The 17875-nt window shown below is 67.4% G+C and carries 13 protein-coding genes and 1 pseudogene; 10 read left to right on the forward strand and 4 right to left on the reverse strand.

The features are described 5' to 3' along the window. The first annotated feature begins 47 nt into the window (after positions 1-47). Entirely contained in the window at positions 48-1841 is a 1794-nt protein-coding gene (gene aspS, locus AB0C34_RS05380; protein ID WP_357067651.1) for an aspartate--tRNA ligase, read from the forward strand. 168 nt (positions 1842-2009) lie between these two features. On the opposite strand, the gene AB0C34_RS05385 is transcribed toward aspS, so the two are convergent. Beyond that, complete coding sequence (locus AB0C34_RS05385; protein WP_357067652.1) at positions 2010-3017, reverse strand: hypothetical protein; 1008 nt, start codon at positions 3015-3017, stop codon at positions 2010-2012. A 184-nt stretch (positions 3018-3201) separates the two neighbouring features. Here AB0C34_RS05385 and AB0C34_RS05390 point away from each other — a divergent pair, with 184 nt between their 5' ends. From AB0C34_RS05390 to AB0C34_RS05420, 7 genes are all read left to right on the forward strand, one after another. Next, complete coding sequence (locus tag AB0C34_RS05390; RefSeq protein ID WP_357067654.1) at positions 3202-4371, forward strand: kinase; 1170 nt, start codon at positions 3202-3204, stop codon at positions 4369-4371. Between the two features lie 608 nt (positions 4372-4979). After that, positions 4980-6269 carry a replication-associated recombination protein A gene (locus tag AB0C34_RS05395; RefSeq protein WP_357068517.1) on the forward strand — a complete coding sequence of 430 codons (1290 nt, stop codon included), beginning with the start codon at positions 4980-4982 and terminating at the stop codon, positions 6267-6269. A gap of 107 nt (positions 6270-6376) precedes the next feature. Continuing rightward, positions 6377-9043, forward strand: coding sequence for an alanine--tRNA ligase (alaS, locus tag AB0C34_RS05400; RefSeq protein ID WP_357067656.1), 2667 nt, complete (start codon positions 6377-6379; stop codon positions 9041-9043). Further along, complete coding sequence (gene ruvX, locus AB0C34_RS05405; protein ID WP_357067658.1) at positions 9043-9609, forward strand: Holliday junction resolvase RuvX; 567 nt, start codon at positions 9043-9045, stop codon at positions 9607-9609. The genes alaS and ruvX overlap by 1 nt, the downstream gene beginning before the upstream one ends. Next, positions 9606-11132: an endolytic transglycosylase MltG gene (mltG, locus tag AB0C34_RS05410; RefSeq protein WP_357067660.1), complete on the forward strand. Its 1527-nt coding sequence runs from the start codon at positions 9606-9608 to the stop codon at positions 11130-11132. Before ruvX ends, mltG begins: the two co-directional genes overlap by 4 nt. Beyond that, positions 11122-11937, forward strand: coding sequence for a shikimate dehydrogenase (locus tag AB0C34_RS05415; RefSeq protein ID WP_357067662.1), 816 nt, complete (start codon positions 11122-11124; stop codon positions 11935-11937). The genes mltG and AB0C34_RS05415 overlap by 11 nt, the downstream gene beginning before the upstream one ends. 91 nt (positions 11938-12028) lie before the next feature. Further along, a complete protein-coding gene (locus tag AB0C34_RS05420; RefSeq protein ID WP_357067664.1) occupies positions 12029-12499 on the forward strand; it encodes a B-4DMT family transporter in 471 nt (156 codons plus the stop codon). Between the two features lie 85 nt (positions 12500-12584). Here the strand turns inward: AB0C34_RS05420 and aroB are convergent, their stop codons facing one another. The 3 genes and pseudogenes from aroB to aroC all read right to left on the reverse strand — a co-directional run bounded on the left by aroB (position 12585) and on the right by aroC (position 15822). Next, positions 12585-13709, reverse strand: coding sequence for a 3-dehydroquinate synthase (gene aroB / locus AB0C34_RS05425; RefSeq protein ID WP_357067666.1), 1125 nt, complete (start codon positions 13707-13709; stop codon positions 12585-12587). 248 nt (positions 13710-13957) lie between these two features. Beyond that, positions 13958-14602: pseudogene (locus tag AB0C34_RS05430) on the reverse strand (shikimate kinase); the annotation flags it as partial. Continuing rightward, a complete protein-coding gene (aroC, locus tag AB0C34_RS05435) occupies positions 14599-15822 on the reverse strand; it encodes a chorismate synthase (RefSeq protein WP_357068519.1) in 1224 nt (407 codons plus the stop codon). The pseudogene AB0C34_RS05430 and the gene aroC, both read right to left, overlap by 4 nt. A 292-nt stretch (positions 15823-16114) precedes the next feature. Between aroC and AB0C34_RS05440 the strand changes: the two genes are divergently transcribed. Together AB0C34_RS05440 and AB0C34_RS05445 are read left to right on the forward strand one after the other, a co-directional pair. Continuing rightward, positions 16115-16555 carry a response regulator transcription factor gene (locus AB0C34_RS05440; RefSeq protein ID WP_357067668.1) on the forward strand — a complete coding sequence of 147 codons (441 nt, stop codon included), beginning with the start codon at positions 16115-16117 and terminating at the stop codon, positions 16553-16555. Positions 16556-16567: 12 nt separating this feature from the next. Next, a partial coding sequence (locus AB0C34_RS05445) for a HAMP domain-containing protein (protein WP_357067670.1) occupies positions 16568-17875 on the forward strand: 1308 nt, incomplete at its 3' end.

Raw genomic sequence — 17875 nt, forward strand, 5'->3', positions numbered from 1 at the left:
GCACCTGGTCACACCGCGCCGGTGCCGGAGTCGTCGAAAGGAACACCGTGCTGCGCACCCACTTGGCTGGTTCGCTGCGAAGCGAGCATGCCGGTCAGACCGTCACCCTCACCGGCTGGGTGGCCAGGCGTCGTGACCACGGTGGTGTGATCTTCATCGATCTGCGCGACGCGTCGGGAGTCGCCCAGGCTGTGTTCCGCGAAGGCGAGCCGGCCGAGCAAGCACATCGGCTGCGCGCCGAATACTGCGTGCGCGTCAGCGGCGTCGTGGAGCTGCGTCCGGACGGCAACGAGAACCCGGAGTTGCCCACCGGCGGCATCGAGGTCAACGTCACCGAACTCGAGGTATTGAACGAGAGCGCACCGCTGCCGTTCCAGCTGGATGAGCAGCCGGGTGAGGAGGCGCGCCTGAAGCATCGCTATCTGGATCTGCGTCGCGAGGGGCCGGCGCATGCCATCCGGCTGCGGTCCAAGGTCAACGCGGCCGCCCGCGAGGTGCTGGCCCGCCACGAGTTCGTCGAGGTGGAGACGCCCACGTTGACCCGATCCACCCCGGAAGGCGCGCGCGACTTCCTGGTGCCCGCCCGTCTGCAGCCGGGCAGCTTCTACGCATTGCCGCAGAGCCCGCAGTTGTTCAAGCAATTGCTCATGGTCGGTGGGATCGAGCGGTACTACCAGATCGCCCGCTGCTACCGCGACGAGGACTTCCGCGCCGACCGCCAGCCCGAGTTCACCCAGCTCGACATCGAGATGAGCTTCGTCCGCCAGGACGACGTCATCCTGCTGGCCGAGCAGGTTCTCGCCGCGTTGTGGAAACTGATCGGCTATGAGATCCCGACGCCGATCCCGCATATGACCTATGCGGAGGCCATGCGGCGCTTCGGTTCCGACAAGCCGGATCTGCGTTTCGGTGTCGAGATCACCGAGTGCACCGAGTACTTCAAGGACACGCCGTTCCGGGTGTTCCAGGCGCCCTATGTCGGCGCGGTGGTCATGCCGGGTGGCGCGGGCCAGCCGCGTCGTCAGCTCGACGCCTGGCAGGAGTGGGCCAAGCAGCGTGGTGCGAAGGGCCTGGCGTACGTCCTGGTGAACGAGGATGGCACGCTTGGTGGTCCGGTCGCCAAGAACCTCAGCGATGCCGAGCGTGAGGGATTGGCCAAACATGTCGGTGCGGTGCCTGGTGACTGCGTGTTCTTCGCGGCCGGCCCGGCCAAGGCGCAGCGTGCCCTCCTCGGCGCCGCGCGCGGGGAGATCGCTCGCAAGGTCGGTTTGCTCGACGAGAGCGCCTGGTCGTTCGTGTGGATCGTGGACGCGCCACTGTTCGAGTCGACCGCCGAGGCGACGGCGAGCGGTGATGTGGCACTGGGGCATTCCGCATGGACCGCGGTGCACCACGCGTTCACCTCCCCGAAGCCGGAGTCGCTGGCCACTTTCGACACCGACCCGGACTCGGCGCTGGCCTACGCCTACGACATCGTCTGTAATGGCAACGAGATCGGCGGCGGCTCGATCCGTATCCACCGCCGCGATGTGCAGGAACGCGTGTTCAAAGTGATGGGGATCAGCCACGACGAGGCGCAGGAGAAGTTCGGATTCCTGTTGGACGCCTTCGCCTTCGGCGCCCCGCCGCATGGCGGTATCGCCTTCGGCTGGGACCGGATCACCGCGCTGCTGGCCGGGCTCGATTCGATCCGCGATGTGATCGCGTTCCCGAAGACCGGCGGCGGCGTCGACCCGCTGACCGACGCACCCGCGCCGATCACCGCGCAACAGCGTAAAGAGGCAGGTCTGGATGCCAAGCCGGAGCAGAAGAAGGGCGAGGCCGACAAGCCCGCGCACTAGAACTCGTCGCCATGGAGCGGTACCTTCCGGTCGGCATGGCGAACGTCGCCGGGCCTCGTGTGGTCGGGAGAATGGTCGAGTTCCGGCCTCGCGCGGGCAGCGAGGCCGGGCCGTCGACGGTTGGTGCGCTGGATCGGGATGCGGCCACCGATCGATAGATGATCGTCGCTACCGCGTGGGGTAGCCGCCTCCGTCGAGTATGCGGTAGGAGTAGGTCACCGCGATGATAGTGACCGGGCCTGCGACCAGCAGGCCGATACCGCACAGCAGCAACCCGAGGAAGGTCACCACCGTGACCGCGAGCACGAGCAGCAGCACCTGCCAGATATTGGCGATCACCAGGGTGAAACTGGACTTCAGCGCCTCGAACGGTCCCTGGTCCTGATCGAGGACGTAGTGCAGTGAGAATATGCAGAGCACGCCGGCGACGAGTCCGGGCACGAAGCACAGCGCGGAGCCGAGGACGGTCAGGCTGAACGCCAGCAGCGCGGTGAGCAGGACGTTGCCCGCATTCAGGAAACGGAAGTACGAGCCGAAAGACGGTGGAGTGTCATTGGTTTCGTACAGAGCGCCGCGGACCATGGCTGCCTGCAGCAACCAGACGCCGGCCAGCACCGCGAGGCAGATCAACAGCAAGGGCAACATCGTCGTGGGGTCGGCGATCTGTACGACGAGCAGGAACGCCAGGTAGATGAGTACGCCCACGGCGGTTACGCCGACCCATGGCCCAGGGTTGGCGCGAAATTTCGCCCAGCCGTAGCTCAGTGCCTGACCTACGTCGAGCGTGCCGGGGCCCACGGGGACCTGCTGGTAGCCGTAGACCGGTCGCGGTGCTGGTGCGGCACCGGGCGGAGGCATCATGCCCGGCTGCGGCATGCCGCCGGGTGGCGCCGGGCTGGGACCAGCCACCTGCGGCCCGTAGCCGGGGCGCGGCGGTGCCAGCACCGGCGGCGGTTCCAGCGATTCGTTCCCGTATTGCGCCGCGCCTGGGCCCTCGAGCTGCGGATATCCGGCCGAACCAGCCATCTCGTTGCGCCCGTGGCTGGTGTCGGGGCCCGGAGCCGGCGAGGCCTGGCTTTCGTGCTGCCCCGGCCGCGCCGTGAAGCCCCGCGCGTAGCTCGGGTCGGCGGCACCGGCGGCTGATTCCTTCGGCACGGGGGGCGGTGTTTCGGTCATGCGTAGACCTTTCCACTCATTTGCGGTGTGGCGCAGAGCAGTTGACGATGAGAAACCTGACCGGCGCAATAGTGTCAAGCAACCGGTAACCGTTGTTCCACCTTGGCGTAGACACGCCGAGCGACGCGGAAAGGTTGTGTAACCGCTCGCTAGAAGTGACCCGATGCGAGTAGCTTGAAAGGCGATGACCGCACTATTGGCCGAACGCGCCACCGAAGTCGTGTCCGCAGCGCAACAGTTGCTCACAAAGCGAATGGGTGCTCCGGTAAAGCTGAGTGATCCGATCGAACTCAGTGGTAGTGGACGAACGACCGTCCTCCGTGTGCGTGTAGCGGAGAACGCTTTCTCACTGCCGCGGACCTTGATCGTGAAGCAGGTACGCGGTGCTGCTCGGGACCGCCGGACCGGTGGTCTGGCGCCGGGCGTCGTCAGCATCGATTCCGCGTTTCTCCGCGAGGCCGTCTCTTATCAGTTCACCACCGCCCTGAGTCGGGAGCATCGGCCAGGTGCGTATCTCATTGCCCACAGTCTGCCGGACCGGTTGCTGATTCTCAGCGATCTCGGCGAGAACTCCTTGTTGACGGCCGTGCTGCGGACCGGAGCCGAGCCTGCCTCCCGCAACGCGCTGATGGCGTTCGCGCAGGCGCTCGGTCGGATGCACGCGGCCACGGTCGGGCGCGAGGCCGACTTCGTCGCACTGCTGCGTCGGGTGGACGTCGTGCATCGAGTCGACGGTATCGCGCAGCAGGCCGAGTCGGCGATCGCCGAGGTGCCGAGGCTGCTACAGCGTGAGTTGGGCGTCGAGGTGCCCGGCGAGATCGCTGAGCGTATCGTGCGCGGCAACCGGCTGTACTCCGCAGGGCGTTTCCGCGCGTTCAGTCCGTCGGACCTGTGCCCGGACAATGTGATCCTGAACGAGGAGGGCGCGCGCTTCCTCGACTACGAGTGGGGTGGGTTCCGCGACGCGACGCTGGACATCGCCTACGCGCTGGTCTCCTTCCCCGGCTGCCTGTGCGATGTCGAACTTTCGCGGGAACGCGCCAGCCAGATGGTGGAGGCGTGGCGTTCCGAGGTCGTGGGCGTGTGGCCCGCACTGGCCGATGACGACCTGCTCGCCGAGCGAATCCTCGAGGCCCGGCTGATTTGGGTGTGGCTGTCCACCTTCTGGTTCCTGCCCGCCGACCACGGCCGCATCGCCTCGGCGCGCGAGCATGGATTGTCGGTGCCACGCTCCGCTGCGCTGATCAATCGCTGGGCCGCGCTCGCCGAAGACGCCCGGTGCACGGGCGACGACATCGTCGGCGATTTCGCCGAGGACGTTTCGGCGATGCTGGAAGAGCGCTGGTCGGAATAGCTATCTGCCTCTGCTTGGCGGGAACGCCGTGCGCCGATTACGCGGTGAGCGTCTTCGGGTAGGCGTCCTGGACGCATTCCTCGGCGGGGGCGAAATCGCGAACATCGGTCGTAGTGCGGTTCCGCCGCGTACCGTGCCCTTCGCGATCTTCTGGAAGGCGAGATGGTCCTGTAGATCTCTCGCCCATCCCCTTCAGCGCCGCCGCGTAGGCGGCCTCGTCTTCGTACAGCACAACGTGTTGGCCATCGTCTTGCTCTTTCGGTTCCGGCCCGCGGGATCGGGCCGCCGGCCGCATTCCGACGCGCGGAACTCACGCCAGATCGACACCCTGTCGAAGAAATTCTGCTCCGAGATCCCCGGTATTTCGATGTCGTGCGATGTCGAACCGCGGCCGTCATGGGGGACCGCAGGGGGTGGGATGGGCGCAGGTTCTGCGTGTGGTGGAGCCGGAGCACGGATCCGGGAGGTCTGGCCGCGTTCGGCCGAGGCGGTACCTGAGATGTCGGGGACCACGGCCCGCAGCGCTGTCGGTGCGGCTCGGTAACGTTGCCTCGGTGAGCGATGGCTTGTTCGATGTGCCCGGTCCGGCGGTCCCGGTCGGGCACACGATCGACAACGTGGTGCGTCGGGATGCGGGCGCGCCACTGGCGGTGCGGATGCGCCCTGCCGCGTTGGACGAGGTGGTCGGACAGCAGCATCTACTAGGTCCCGGGTCGCCGCTACGCAGGCTGATCGAAGGCTCCGGAGCAGCGTCGGTGCTGTTGTACGGTCCGCCGGGCACGGGTAAGACGACTCTCGCCGCACTCATCTCGCAGGCGACCGGCCGCCGCTTCGAGGCGCTGTCCGCGCTCTCCGCGGGGGTGAAGGAGGTGCGTGCGGTGATCGATGTGGCGCGTCGCAGGCTATCGGGCGGTGAGCAGACCGTGCTGTTCATCGATGAGGTGCACCGCTTCTCCAAGACCCAGCAGGATGCGCTGCTCGCGGCGGTGGAGAACCGAATCGTGCTGCTGGTCGGCGCGACCACCGAGAATCCGTCGTTCTCCGTCGTGTCGCCGCTGTTGTCGCGCTCGCTGGTGTTGCAGTTGCAGTCGCTGACCGAATCGGACCTCCGTCAGGTGCTGACTCGCGCCGTCACCGATCCACGCGGGCTCGACGGCGAGTACGTCGTCACCGACGGTGCGCTCGACCACATCATCCGCATCGCGGGCGGCGACGCGCGGCGCGCGCTCACCGCACTGGAGGCCTCCGCCGAATCGTCTCTGGATGGCACCGTCGATGTCGAACTCGTCGAGGCGAGCGTAGACAAGGCAGCAGTCCGCTACGACCGTGCCGGCGACCAGCATTACGACGTGATCAGCGCGTTCATCAAGTCCATCCGTGGCTCGGACGTCGACGCCGCGCTGCACTACCTGGCCCGTATGCTCAGCGCCGGCGAGGATCCGCGCTTCATCGCCCGCAGGCTGATGATCCATGCCAGCGAGGACATCGGGATGGCCGATCCGACGGCGTTGCAGACGGCGACGGCCGCGGCGCAGGTGGTGCAGCTCGTCGGCCTGCCGGAGGGGCGGCTGGCGCTAGCTCAGGCCACCATTCATCTGGCCACCGCACCCAAGTCCGGCGCGGTGATCACCGCGATCGGCGCCGCCATGGCCGATGTCGCCGCGGGCAAGGCGGGCGCCGTGCCGCCGCATCTTCGAGACGGCCACTACGCGGGCGCGGCACAACTCGGAAACGCCCAGGGCTACCGGTACCCGCACGACAACAAGGACGGCGTCCTCGCTCAGCAGTACCCACCCGACGAGCTGGTCGGCGTCGACTATTACCGACCGACCGAGCACGGCCATGAACGCGAGATCGGCTCGCGCGTCGACAAGCTGCGGCGGATCGTGCGCGGGTGACGTCACACTCGGACCCGGTGGACGGGTTCGCGGGCGGTCGCCGGGCTGCCGGACACTGTCCCGGTCGATGAATAATCGCGTGCGCGGCACCGGTAGGCTGGATATCTGTGCAGACCCACGAGATCCGACGGCGCTTTCTGGACCATTTTCTCCGTGCCGGCCACACCGAGGTGCCGAGTGCCTCGCTGATCCTGGCCGACCCGAACCTGCTGTTCGTCAATGCAGGCATGGTTCAGTTCAAGCCGTACTTCCTGGGTCAGGAGGCGCCGCCCTACGCGCGGGCGACGAGCGTGCAGAAGTGCGTCCGCACCGGCGACATCGAAGAGGTCGGTGTCACCACACGGCACAACACCTTCTTCCAGATGGCGGGGAACTTCGCCTTCGGTGACTACTTCAAGGAGGGGGCGATCACCCTCGCCTGGGAGTTGATCAGCAAACCTCAGGACGAAGGCGGCTACGGATTCGATCCGGAGCGGATCTGGGTGACCGTGTACCAGGATGACCCGGATGCGGCCGAGATCTGGCGCCGGGTCGCCGGTATCCCCGAGGAGCGGATCCAATTCCGCGACGGCAAGGACAACTACTGGGACATGGGGGTGCCCGGACCGGGTGGCCCGTGCTCGGAGATCTACTACGACCGCGGCCCGGAGCACGGCCGAGACGGTGGACCGGTCGCCGATGAGGACCGCTACCTGGAAATCTGGAATCTGGTGTTCATGCAGGACATCCGTGGTGAGTTGAGCCCGAAGCAGGGGCACTCGCCGGTCGGGTCGCTGCCGAAGAAGAATATCGACACCGGCATGGGCGTCGAGCGGATCGCGCTGCTGTTGCAGGGCGTGGACAACGTCTACGAGACCGACCTGCTGCGCCCGATCATCGACAAAGCCGAGGAACTCACCGGCCGCTCCTACGGCGTGCAGCACGAGGACGACGTGCGCTTCCGCGTGATCGCCGACCACGCCCGCACCGCCGCGATGCTGATCGCCGACGGTGTGAACCCCGGCAACGATGGCCGCGGCTACGTGCTGCGCCGTCTGCTGCGCCGCATCGTGCGCTCGGCCCGCCTGCTCGGCGCGGAGAAGCCGGTGATGAGCGAGTTCATGAACGTGGTGAGCGACCTCATGGCGCCGGCCTACCCCGAGTTGTCCACCGACCTCCGCCGTATCGAGACTGTCGCGGTCGGTGAGGAAACGGCGTTTCTGAAGACGCTGAACACCGGCTCCACCCTGTTCGACAACACCGCGGCCACCGTGAAGGCCAAGGGCGGCAAGACGATCGCCGGTTCGGATGCCTTCACCCTGCACGACACCTACGGCTTCCCGATCGATCTGACCTTGGAGATGGCCGCCGAGGCGGGCCTCTCGGTGGACGAAGACGGCTTCCGCGCGCTCATGGCGGAGCAACGTCAGCGCGCGAAGGAGGACGCGCAGGCCCGCAAGCACGCCCACGCCGACCTGACGATCTACAAGGAACTGGTCGATCGTGGCGCCACCGAATTCACCGGCTTCGACGAGCTGACTTCGGAGGCCACCGTGCTCGCCCTGATCGCCGACGGTGTACGGGTGCCGACCGTGACCGCCGGGCGCGACGTCGAGGTGATTCTGGACCGCAGCCCGCTGTACGCCGAGTCCGGCGGTCAGATCGCCGACCGCGGCAGCATAACCGCCGCGGGCCTGAAGCTGCGCGTCAATGATGTGCAGAAGATCGCCAAGAAGTTGTGGGTGCACAAGACCACGGTCGAGCAGGGCCAGATCACCGAGGGTGATGTGGTGCTGGCCCAAGCCGACCCGGCATGGCGGCGCGGCGCGACCCAGGGACACTCCGGCACGCACATGGTGCATGCCGCTCTGCGTCAGGTGCTCGGCCCGAACGCTGTGCAAGCGGGATCGCTGAACAAGCCAGGCTACCTGCGCTTCGACTTCAACTGGCAGGGCCAGCTGTCCGAGCAGCAGCGGGCCGACATCGAAGCCGTGTCCAACGACGCGGTCGGCGCCGACTTCCCGGTCAACACTTTTGTCACCGACCTGCCGAAGGCCAAGCAGATGGGTGCGCTCGCGCTGTTCGGCGAGAATTACGGCAACGAGGTCCGCGTCGTCGAGATCGGCGGCCCGTTCTCGACGGAGCTGTGCGGTGGCACGCACGTGCAGCATTCCTCGCAGATCGGCCCGATCACGGTTCTCGGTGAATCGTCGGTCGGCTCCGGCGTACGACGCGTCGAGGCGTTCGTCGGTTTGGATTCCTACCAGTACCTGGCCAAAGAGCGGGCGCTGCTGGCGGGTGTCGCGTCGTCGCTGAAGGTGCCTTCCGACGAGGTGCCCGCACGGGTTGAGCAGCTGGTGGAGCGGCTCAAGGCCGCCGAGAAGGAGCTCGAGCGGACCAAAATGGCTGCCGTGCTGTCCTCGGCGAGCGCCTATGTCGAGCAGGCCGAGCGGATCGGCCGCTTACTGCTGGTCGCTGTAGCTGCACCCGAGGGCATTCCCGCGGGCGATCTGCGGACGCTGGCCACCGATATCCGTGGCCGGTTCGGTAGTGAGCCCGCAGTGGTGGTGCTGCTCGGGAACGCTGAGGGCAAGGTGCCGTTCGTGGTGACCGTGAACAAGCCCGCCCAGGAACTCGGCGTCAAGGCGGGGGATCTGGTCGGTAGTTTCGGTTCGAGCATCGCGGGGCGCGGTGGTGGTAAGCCGGAGATGGCGCAGGGCGCCGGTTCGGATCCGTCCGGTATTCCGGCGGGGCTGGCCGCGGTCCGCCTCCGGGTGGCTGAACTAGCCGGGTGATGGGCGACCCTGGAAGTCCGCAGAGGTCGGCGTCACCCGACGCCGATCGGCCGCAGCCCGGCGCCGATCCAGGTCGGGGCAGACGGATCGGCGTCGACGTCGGCAGCGTCCGGATCGGCGTCGCTGCCTGCGATCCTGACGGTATCCTCGCCACCCCGGTGGAGACCGTGCCGCGCGCGAAGCGGAATCAGCGCGCGGACGCGGTTGCTCCCGATATCGGGAGGATTGCCGAAATTGTGCGGGAGTATGAAGCTGTCGAGGTCATCGTGGGATTGCCACGAACATTGCGCGGGGAGAAGGGGGCTGCCGCTACGCTGACGACCGCGTTCGCCGATAGGTTGCGGGCTGCCATCGCTCCGGTGCCTGTGCGGCTTTCCGACGAACGTTTGACTACGGTGTCAGCTGCACGTGCATTGCGGGACAGCGGAGTTCGCGCGCGTGGCCAGCGGCAGGTGATCGACCAGGCGGCGGCCGTGTCGATCCTGCAGGGATGGTTGGACGAACGGAGTGCGGTGTTGAGGTCGGTGGAAGCGGGACGTTCTGTGTCGTCGGGGGACGATGCATGACCGATCGGTGGGCGCGGGCCGAGGAACTGTTTCGACAGCGCGAAGCTGATCGGCGTTACCGAAGAGACGAGCAGGCCTGGGCTGAGCACGAGGACGAGGCCGCGCATGCGCACAGTCGCACCGGCGGCCGCGACTACGACGAATACGACACGTCCGTCATCCCGCGTTACGTCGAGGATGAGTACGAGGACGAGTACGAAGACGAATACGACGAGCCGCAGCCGCCGCGACGCCCTGCCCGGCGGCCCGAAACCCAGGGTCCGCGGAGAGTGGGTCGTCAGGAGTCGCCACGCCGCCCGAAAGGGGCGCAGCAGGAGCGCGCCGGGCGCTCACAGCGCGGCAAGCGTTCCCGGGCTTCCTCGCGCAAGGCGGCCGAGCGCAAGAAGCGTCGTAGGAACCTGTGGGTCATCACCGGTGTCTTCGTGCTGCTGTTCACCGGCGCCGCGGTGTTCGCGGGGATGAAGTTGGTCGACGGACTCGGCGGCCCAGAGGACTATGCGGGGCCCGCGGGCCCGCTCGTGGTGGTGCACGTGCAGCCGGGTGACACCTCACAGCAGATCGCCGCGACCATGGTCGAGAAGGGTGTCGTCGCGAGCACGGGCGCGTTCTTTCAAGCGGCCGTGCGCAATTCGAATATGAGCGCGGTGCAGCCCGGGTACTACGCGATCCCCAGTCGCAGTTCGGCCGCGGAGGCGGTGATCGCGCTGATCGCCAAGACCTCACGAGTCGGCAACCTGGTGGTGTCCGAGGGGCGCCAGCTGCATGACCAACAGGATGTGAACACCGGCTCGCGCAAGGAAGGCATCTATCGCAAGATCGCGGACGCCAGCTGTATCGGGACCGGGCCGACCCAGAAGTGCGTGACCTACGAGCAGCTCGACGCCGCCGGCGCGAAGATGGATCCGGCAGCGCTCGGAGTGCCGAGCTGGGCGGCGCAGGACCTGCGCGACGTCCCGGACCACAGCAGGCAGCTCGAGGGCCTGATCGCGGCCGGCACCTGGGATTTCGATCCGAGCGGCACGCCGGAGCAGATCCTCGCGCAGGTGGTCACCGCCAGCGCCCGCAGTTACGAGGGCACCGGATTGCTGCAGTCCGGCTCCGAGACCAAGCTGAGCCCCTACGAGACGCTGGTCGCGGCCTCGTTGGTCGAGCGGGAAGCGCTGCCGCAGGACATGTCCAAGGTGGCGCGCGTGATCCTGAACCGGTTGCGGGTCGATCAGCCGTTGCAGTTCGACTCGACGGTCAACTACACCCTGGACCGCACCGAGGTCGCGACTACCGACTCCGACCGAGCCACGCGTAATCCCTGGAACACGTACGCCATGGCGGGCCTGCCCGCCACGCCGATCTCGGCGCCCTCGCTCAACGCGTTGCGCGCCGTGGAGAATCCGGAGCCCGGCCCCTGGCTATATTTCGTCACTGTCGATAAGCAGGGCACCACCCTGTTCACCGACAGCTATCAGGAGCACCTGCGCAATATCGAGAAGGCAAGGCAGAGTGGGATTCTGGACAGTGGCAGGTAATCGGAAGGCGGCGGTGCTCGGCACACCGATCAAGCATTCCCGTTCCCCGCAGCTGCACCTGGCTGCCTACCGTGCGCTCGGGCTGGACTGGACTTACGACCGCGTCGAGTGCTCGGCCGAGCAGCTGCCCGGGCTGGTCGACGGGCTCGGTCCGGAGTGGGTCGGGCTCTCGGTGACCATGCCGGGCAAGGAAGTCGCGCTCGCCTACGCCAGCGAGCGAACCGAACGGGCAGTGCTGGTCGGGTCGGCCAATACGCTTGTCCGCATCGCGGACGGCTGGCGGGCGGATTGCACCGACGTGGACGGGGTGCTCGGCGCTCTCCGCAGTGGTGGGATCACCGAACTGGCCGAGGGTGTGGTGCTCGGCGCGGGCGGTACCGCTCGGCCCGCGCTGCTGGCGATATCGGAGCTGGGTGGTGAGGCGGTCACAGTGATCGCGCGGGATGCTGGGCGGGCGCGTGGCGCACTGGAACTCGCGGAGCGCCTCGGGATGGCCGCCACCCTGATCGGCTTCGATGCTGCGGCGATCGGCGCGGCCTGCGCCGCGGCGGGCGCCGTGGTGAGCACGGTCCCCGCGACCGCTGCCGCGGCGGTCGCGGACGCGGTGGCAGCTGCCCCCGTCGTGCTGGACGCGATCTACGCCCCATGGCCGACCCCGCTGGCCGAAGCGGTCGAGCGCGCCGAGCACACCGTGGTCAGCGGACTGCAGATGTTGCTGAACCAGGCCTTCGGGCAGGTCGAGCAATTCACTGGTCAACCGGCTCCGCGCGCTGCGATGGCCGCCGCGCTGGCGGGTGTGGCGTAGCGCAGGAGCCGGTGCCGACCAGGCTGAACAGCCACATAACTGGTACGGGTTCTAGTGAGGAACCAGGTAGTGCGGGGTTATGGTGGTCGGCATGAACGGTTGGGTGCTGCGGGCCGTCGTGCTGGGCGCGCTGGTGGTTGCGCTGCGTGCCGCGCTGGGTTTCGCGATGGTGTATTGGCCGACGCACGGCGCGTGGATGCGAATCGTGTGCCTGATCGTGCTGGTCGCGACCATTGTGTCCTGGGGTGTGCTCGATGGCCGTGCGAACCGGGTCACCGGCTCACGCCTGGAGCACGGTTCCGATCTGACCCTGCTGTGGTTGAAGGCCGCCGTCGCGGGCGGTGTCGGCAGCGGGCTGGGCGCCTGGGTGCTGGACTGGGCACCCCGCTTCGACCTCGGTGACAACGGCCTGCTTTTCGAACTGACCGCCAGCGCGTCCTTCATCATCCTGCTGATCTTCGTGCCCGCGCTGGTCGGCGTCGGTACCGGCCGGATGCTGGCCGGTCGACAGGGCTCGAAACGACGGCCCGTTGCGCCGCCGCACGAATCCGCGGCCTTCTGACTCGACGAGAAACGGCGTGCCCCAGTGCGGGGCGCGCCGTTTGTTGGGTGTGCGGACCGTTGGTGCGGTGGCTGGGCCGTGCGCGCTACAACAGGACCGAACCGCCGCTCGACGGGCTGTCCTCGCGAGCGATCGCCGAGTACGCCGCGGCAAGTAGGGCCGGGTCCGGTCCCTCCAGGCGGCCGGGCTTGGCCAGACCGTCGAGTACCACGAAGCGCAACACACCCGAACGGGTCTTCTTGTCGGTCTGCATGGCATCGAGCAATTGCGGAAGGGCCTCGGCGTCGTAGCTGGTCGGCAACCCGACGGAGGCCAGGATCGCGCGGTGCCGATCAGCGGTGGCATCATCGAGACGGCCCGCGAGGCGTCCGAGTTCGGCGGCGAAAACCAGTCCGACGGCCACCGCGGCCCCGTGCCGCCAGCGGTACCGCTCCCGCCGCTCGATCGCATGGGCGAGGGTGTGGCCGTAGTTGAGGATCTCGCGCAGACTTGCCTCTTTCAGATCGGCCGCGACCACGTCGGCCTTCACCTGGATCGCGCGGCGGATCAGTTCGGGCAGCACATCGCCGGCCGGGTCCAGCGCGGCCTCCGGATCGCGCTCCACCAGGTCGAGGATCACCGGATCGGCGATGAAACCGGCCTTGATGATCTCGGCCATGCCCGCCACGATCTCGTTGCGCGGCACTGTTTCCAGCGTGGCCAAGTCGACGAGTACGGCGGCGGGCTCGTGGAAGCAACCGACCAGGTTCTTACCCGCTTCGGTGTTGATGCCGGTCTTGCCGCCGATAGCTGCGTCGACCATGGCCAGCAGCGTGGTCGGGACGTGCACGATGCGCACCCCGCGCATCCAGGTGGCGGCGACGAAACCGGCGAGGTCGGTCGCCGCGCCGCCACCCAGACTGACCACGACGTCGTTGCGGGTCAGGCCGATTCGCCCGAGCACTTCCCAGCAGTACCCGGCGACGGGAAGGTCCTTGCCTGCCTCGGCATCCGGAATCTCGATGCGGTGTGCGTCGATATCGTTGTCGGCCAAGGCCTTCCGCACGACTTCGGCGGTTTCGGTGAGCGGCGGCTGGTGCAGGATCGCTACGGTACGCACGCCCGCGGACGCACCGCTGACCGACTCGACGAGTTCGCCGAGCAACCCGCGGCCGATGATCACCGGGTACGGGTCGGCGGTCCGGACTTCGAGACGACTCGGCTCTGTCACGTGGCTTGCTCCGATTCTGTTGCTACTGGTGCTGACTGTGCTGCTGACGCCGACTGTTGGCGTGCCCGGGCACGGGCGCGTCTGGTGCGGCTGCCGGATGCCGTTCTGTCGCGGGAACCGGCTCCGTCCGCGGCGTTCGGGTCGCCGGTGTCGGCGCTGCCTCCACGGGTCCGAGGTCGGACGGTCGCACCGGGTTCCGCTGCCGGGTTTGTCGCGGTGTCGGTGGGCTTGCCCTGTTCGGCGGCCTTGCGCTGGGCGGCCGCTCGGGCTCTGGCTCGCCGCCGAGCCCGGGATCGACTGCTGCCCTGCGGTATTCCGGCCGGCTGCTGCTTGTGGTCCAGCCCGGACGCGGTCGACTCGACCGGCTCCATCCCGAGCTTGGTCATGATCATTCGGACGACCCGCCCCGGGCTGCGGCCGTCGGTGCGCAGCCGAGTAGTCGCCACCTCGCGGTAGAGCGGGCGGCGGGTGCGCATCAACTCTCGATACTTGGCGCTGGGATCCGCGTCGTTGAGCAGCGGACGCTGCATGCTCGCCCCGGTGCGCCTAAGCCCTTCGGCCACGCTGATTTCCAGGTAGACGACAGTACGGTTGCGCAACAGCGCCCTGGTGTTCGCGGACAGTACGGCACCGCCACCGAGCGAGACGACTCCGCGTTCGGCCAGGATGGCGCGGCGCACCACCTGCTCTTCGATCCTGCGGAACTCGGGTTCACCGTCCTCGGCGAAGATCTCCGGGATAGTGCGACCGGTCTCGCGCTCGATCCCGGCATCGGTGTCGTACAGCTCGACACCGAGTTCCCTGGCGAGTTTGCGGCCGATCGTGGATTTCCCCGCCCCGGGCGGTCCGACCAGCACCACGCGCGGGGCGCGCGGGTCGGTCTGCACGATCATTGTGACCGACTGTCCATGGTTATCTGCGGAGCGCCGACGTGCGGGCGGGTGCTGATCCGCTTGACGTAGCTGGTGATGTTCTCGGTGGTCTCGGTGAGCGAATCGCCGCCGAACTTCTCCAGCGCGGCCTGCGCGACGACCAGCGCCACCATGGATTCGGCGACCACGCCCGCGGCGGGCACGGCGCAAACGTCCGAGCGCTGGTGGATGGCAACCGCTTCGTCGCCGGTGGTCATGTCGACGGTGGACAGTGCCCGCGGCACGGTGGAGATCGGCTTCATCGCGGCGCGTACCCGCAGCGCCTCGCCGTTGGTCATGCCACCTTCGAGCCCGCCCGCGCGGTTGGTGGAGCGCAGCACACCGTCGGGGCCGGGACGCATTTCGTCGTGCGCCTGGCTGCCGCGCCGCCGCGCGGTCTCGAAGCCATCGCCGACCTCGACACCCTTGATGGCCTGGATACCCATGAGCGCGGCGGCGAGCCGCGAGTCCAGACGGTTCTCGCCACTGATGAACGAACCGAGGCCGACCGGGAGACCCTCGACGACCACCTCGACTACGCCGCCGAGGGTGTCGCCGTCCTTCTTGGCTGCCTCGATCTCCGCGATCATCGCTGCTTCGGCGGTCTTGTCGAATGCGCGCACCGGGCTCGCGTCGACCGTGGTGAGGTCGGCGGCCGACGGCACGATGCCGGTGCTGTTCTGCGCGCCGCCGATCGAGACGACGTGCGAAACGACCTCGACGCCGAATGCCTGGCGTAGGAAGTTGCGCGCGACGGTGCCCGCCGCCACGCGTGCGGCGGTCTCCCTGGCGCTGGCGCGCTCCAGGACATTGCGGGCGTCGTCGAAGTTGTACTTGAGCATGCCGGAGTAGTCGGCGTGACCGGGGCGCGGCCGGGTCAGCGGCGCATTGCGGGCCAGTTCGGCGAGTTCGGCCGGATCGACCGGATCGGCCGACATCACCGTCGTCCACTTCGGCCACTCGGAGTTGGCGATCTCGATGGCCACCGGACCGCCCATCGTGTGACCGTGCCGCACACCACCGACGACGGTCACCTTGTCGGCCTCGAACTTCATCCGCGCGCCGCGCCCGTACCCCAGCCTGCGCCGGGCCAGCTGCGCGGAGATCTCGTCGGACGTCACCTCGACGCCGGCCACCATCCCCTCGAGGATGGTGACGAGGGCGGGACCATGGGATTCTCCGGCAGTTATCCAGCGCAGCACATCCTCCATCTTCCCATGTCGGCGTGCGTGCTTCGGCAGGCGGTCCGCGGACGGTGGGCACTGCCGCCGGACCGGCGCCCGCTGCCACCGCCGGCCCGCCGCAGATCAGCAGCTGGCCGCGGCCCACCATCCCCACCCGTATCGCGATTGTCGGTGCGAGCTCGAAGAAACTCGACCTGGATCACCGAGCGAACCAAATATTGCACAATGAAATTCGATCGAAGAATGGCGCTCAGACATATAACTCGGGCAATTCGGTAGCAACGGGACGGCATCGACGTAACATGGGTCCATGTCGGCTGATGTCGACCCCGGCCGTACACGGCTGTTGGTGGCGGAAGATCACCCTATGGTGGTGATGGCGTTGGACTCCGCCTTCGAACTCGTCGACGACATCGATGTCATCGAAATAGCCAGGTCGATCGAGGACGTGATCGGCGCTGCCGGCCGTTACCACCCGCATGTGATTCTGCTCGACCGTCGGCTGCCCGACGGCGACGGAATCGACGCGATCGGGCAGCTGCGCAGAGCGTCCCCGCAGACCCGGGTGCTGGTTTTCACCGGAGACGCCAACCAGGCGATGGTCGACAGGGTGATGGCCGCGGGTGGTGCCGGATTGGTGCTCAAGACCGGAATGTTCGACGACTTGCTCGACGTCATCCGTCGAGTCGCCGCCGGCGAGAATTGCTTCGACGTCGACCTCGGATATGACCGGCCACGCAGACGAAGTTAGGCAGGTACACCGATGGTCCAGAACACCGCGACCACGGACCGGGTAAGCGACGAGCGACTGCAGCCTTTGTTGGACGGGCTCAAGGCGGTGCGCGACGGTGACTTCCGGCGGTACCTGCCCGAGGTTGGTGATCCGCTTCTGGACGAGATCGCCACCGTGTTCAACGGCATGGTGGACCAGCTTTCCCTATTCACCACGGAAGTTACGCGGGTCGCGAGGGAGGTGGGCACCGAGGGCAAGCTCGGTGGTCAGGCTTCGGTTCCCGGGGTGTCGGGCACGTGGAAGGATCTTACCGAGTCGGTGAACGCGATGGCGGACAACCTGACCGCTCAGGTCCGTGACATCGCGGGTGTGGCCACCGCCGTGGCGCAGGGCGACCTGTCGCAGAAGATCACGGTGGATGTCAAAGGAGAGTTGCTGGAGCTGAAGATCACCATCAACACGATGGTGGACCAGCTCTCGGCGTTCGCCGACGAGGTGACGCGGGTCGCCCGGGAGGTGGGCAACGAGGGACGGCTCGGGGGCCAGGCACAGGTGCCAGGGGTGTCGGGAACATGGCGGGACCTCACCGAATCGGTGAACATCATGGCGGGCAACCTCACGGCACAGGTTCGGTCTATCGCGGAGGTGACGACCGCGGTGGCGAAGGGTGACCTGTCGCAGAAGATCACCGTGGACGCCCGTGGCGAGATCTTGGAACTGAAGTCGACGATCAACACGATGGTCGACACCTTGTCCTCGTTCGCCGATGAGGTGACCCGTGTCGCGCGCGAGGTCGGTACCGAGGGGCGGCTCGGTGGCCAAGCTCAGGTGCTCGGCGTCTCGGGCACCTGGAAGGGGTTGACCGAGTCGGTGAACTTCATGGCGGACAATCTGACCGACCAGGTGCGTTCGATCGCGCAGGTCGCGACCGCGGTCGCGCAGGGGGATTTGTCGCAGAAGATCCGTGTGGATGCTCGTGGGGAGATCCTGGAACTGAAGGACACCATCAATACGATGGTCGACACGTTGTCCTCGTTCGCCGATGAGGTGACCCGCGTGGCTCGTGAGGTCGGTACCGAGGGGCGGCTGGGTGGCCAGGCCGATGTGAAGGGTGTGTCCGGTACTTGGAAGGGCTTGACCGAGTCGGTCAATGTCATGGCGGACAATCTGACCGACCAGGTGCGTTCGATCGCGCAGGTCACCACCGCGGTCGCGCAGGGGGATTTGTCGCAGAAGATCCGGGTGGATGCTCGTGGGGAGATCCTGGAACTGAAGGACACCATCAATACGATGGTCGACACGTTGTCCTCGTTCGCCGATGAGGTGACCCGCGTGGCT

The organism is Nocardia sp. NPDC049220 (genome assembly GCF_040647855.1).
Classification (GTDB): Bacteria; Actinomycetota; Actinomycetes; order Mycobacteriales; family Mycobacteriaceae; genus Nocardia.

What these genes read in the sequence shown, in the direction of transcription:
- AB0C34_RS05440 (WP_357067668.1), top strand. Translation starts at nt 16,115, where the DNA reads ATGTCGGCTGATGTCGACCCCGGCCGTACACGGCTGTTGGTGGCGGAA.
- AB0C34_RS05390 (WP_357067654.1), top strand. Translation starts at nt 3,202, where the DNA reads ATGACCGCACTATTGGCCGAACGCGCCACCGAAGTCGTGTCCGCAGCG.
- AB0C34_RS05385 (WP_357067652.1), bottom strand. Translation starts at nt 3,017, where the DNA reads ATGACCGAAACACCGCCCCCCGTGCCGAAGGAATCAGCCGCCGGTGCC.
- AB0C34_RS05420 (WP_357067664.1), top strand. Translation starts at nt 12,029, where the DNA reads ATGAACGGTTGGGTGCTGCGGGCCGTCGTGCTGGGCGCGCTGGTGGTT.
- ruvX (WP_357067658.1), top strand. Translation starts at nt 9,043, where the DNA reads ATGGGCGACCCTGGAAGTCCGCAGAGGTCGGCGTCACCCGACGCCGAT.
- mltG (WP_357067660.1), top strand. Translation starts at nt 9,606, where the DNA reads ATGACCGATCGGTGGGCGCGGGCCGAGGAACTGTTTCGACAGCGCGAA.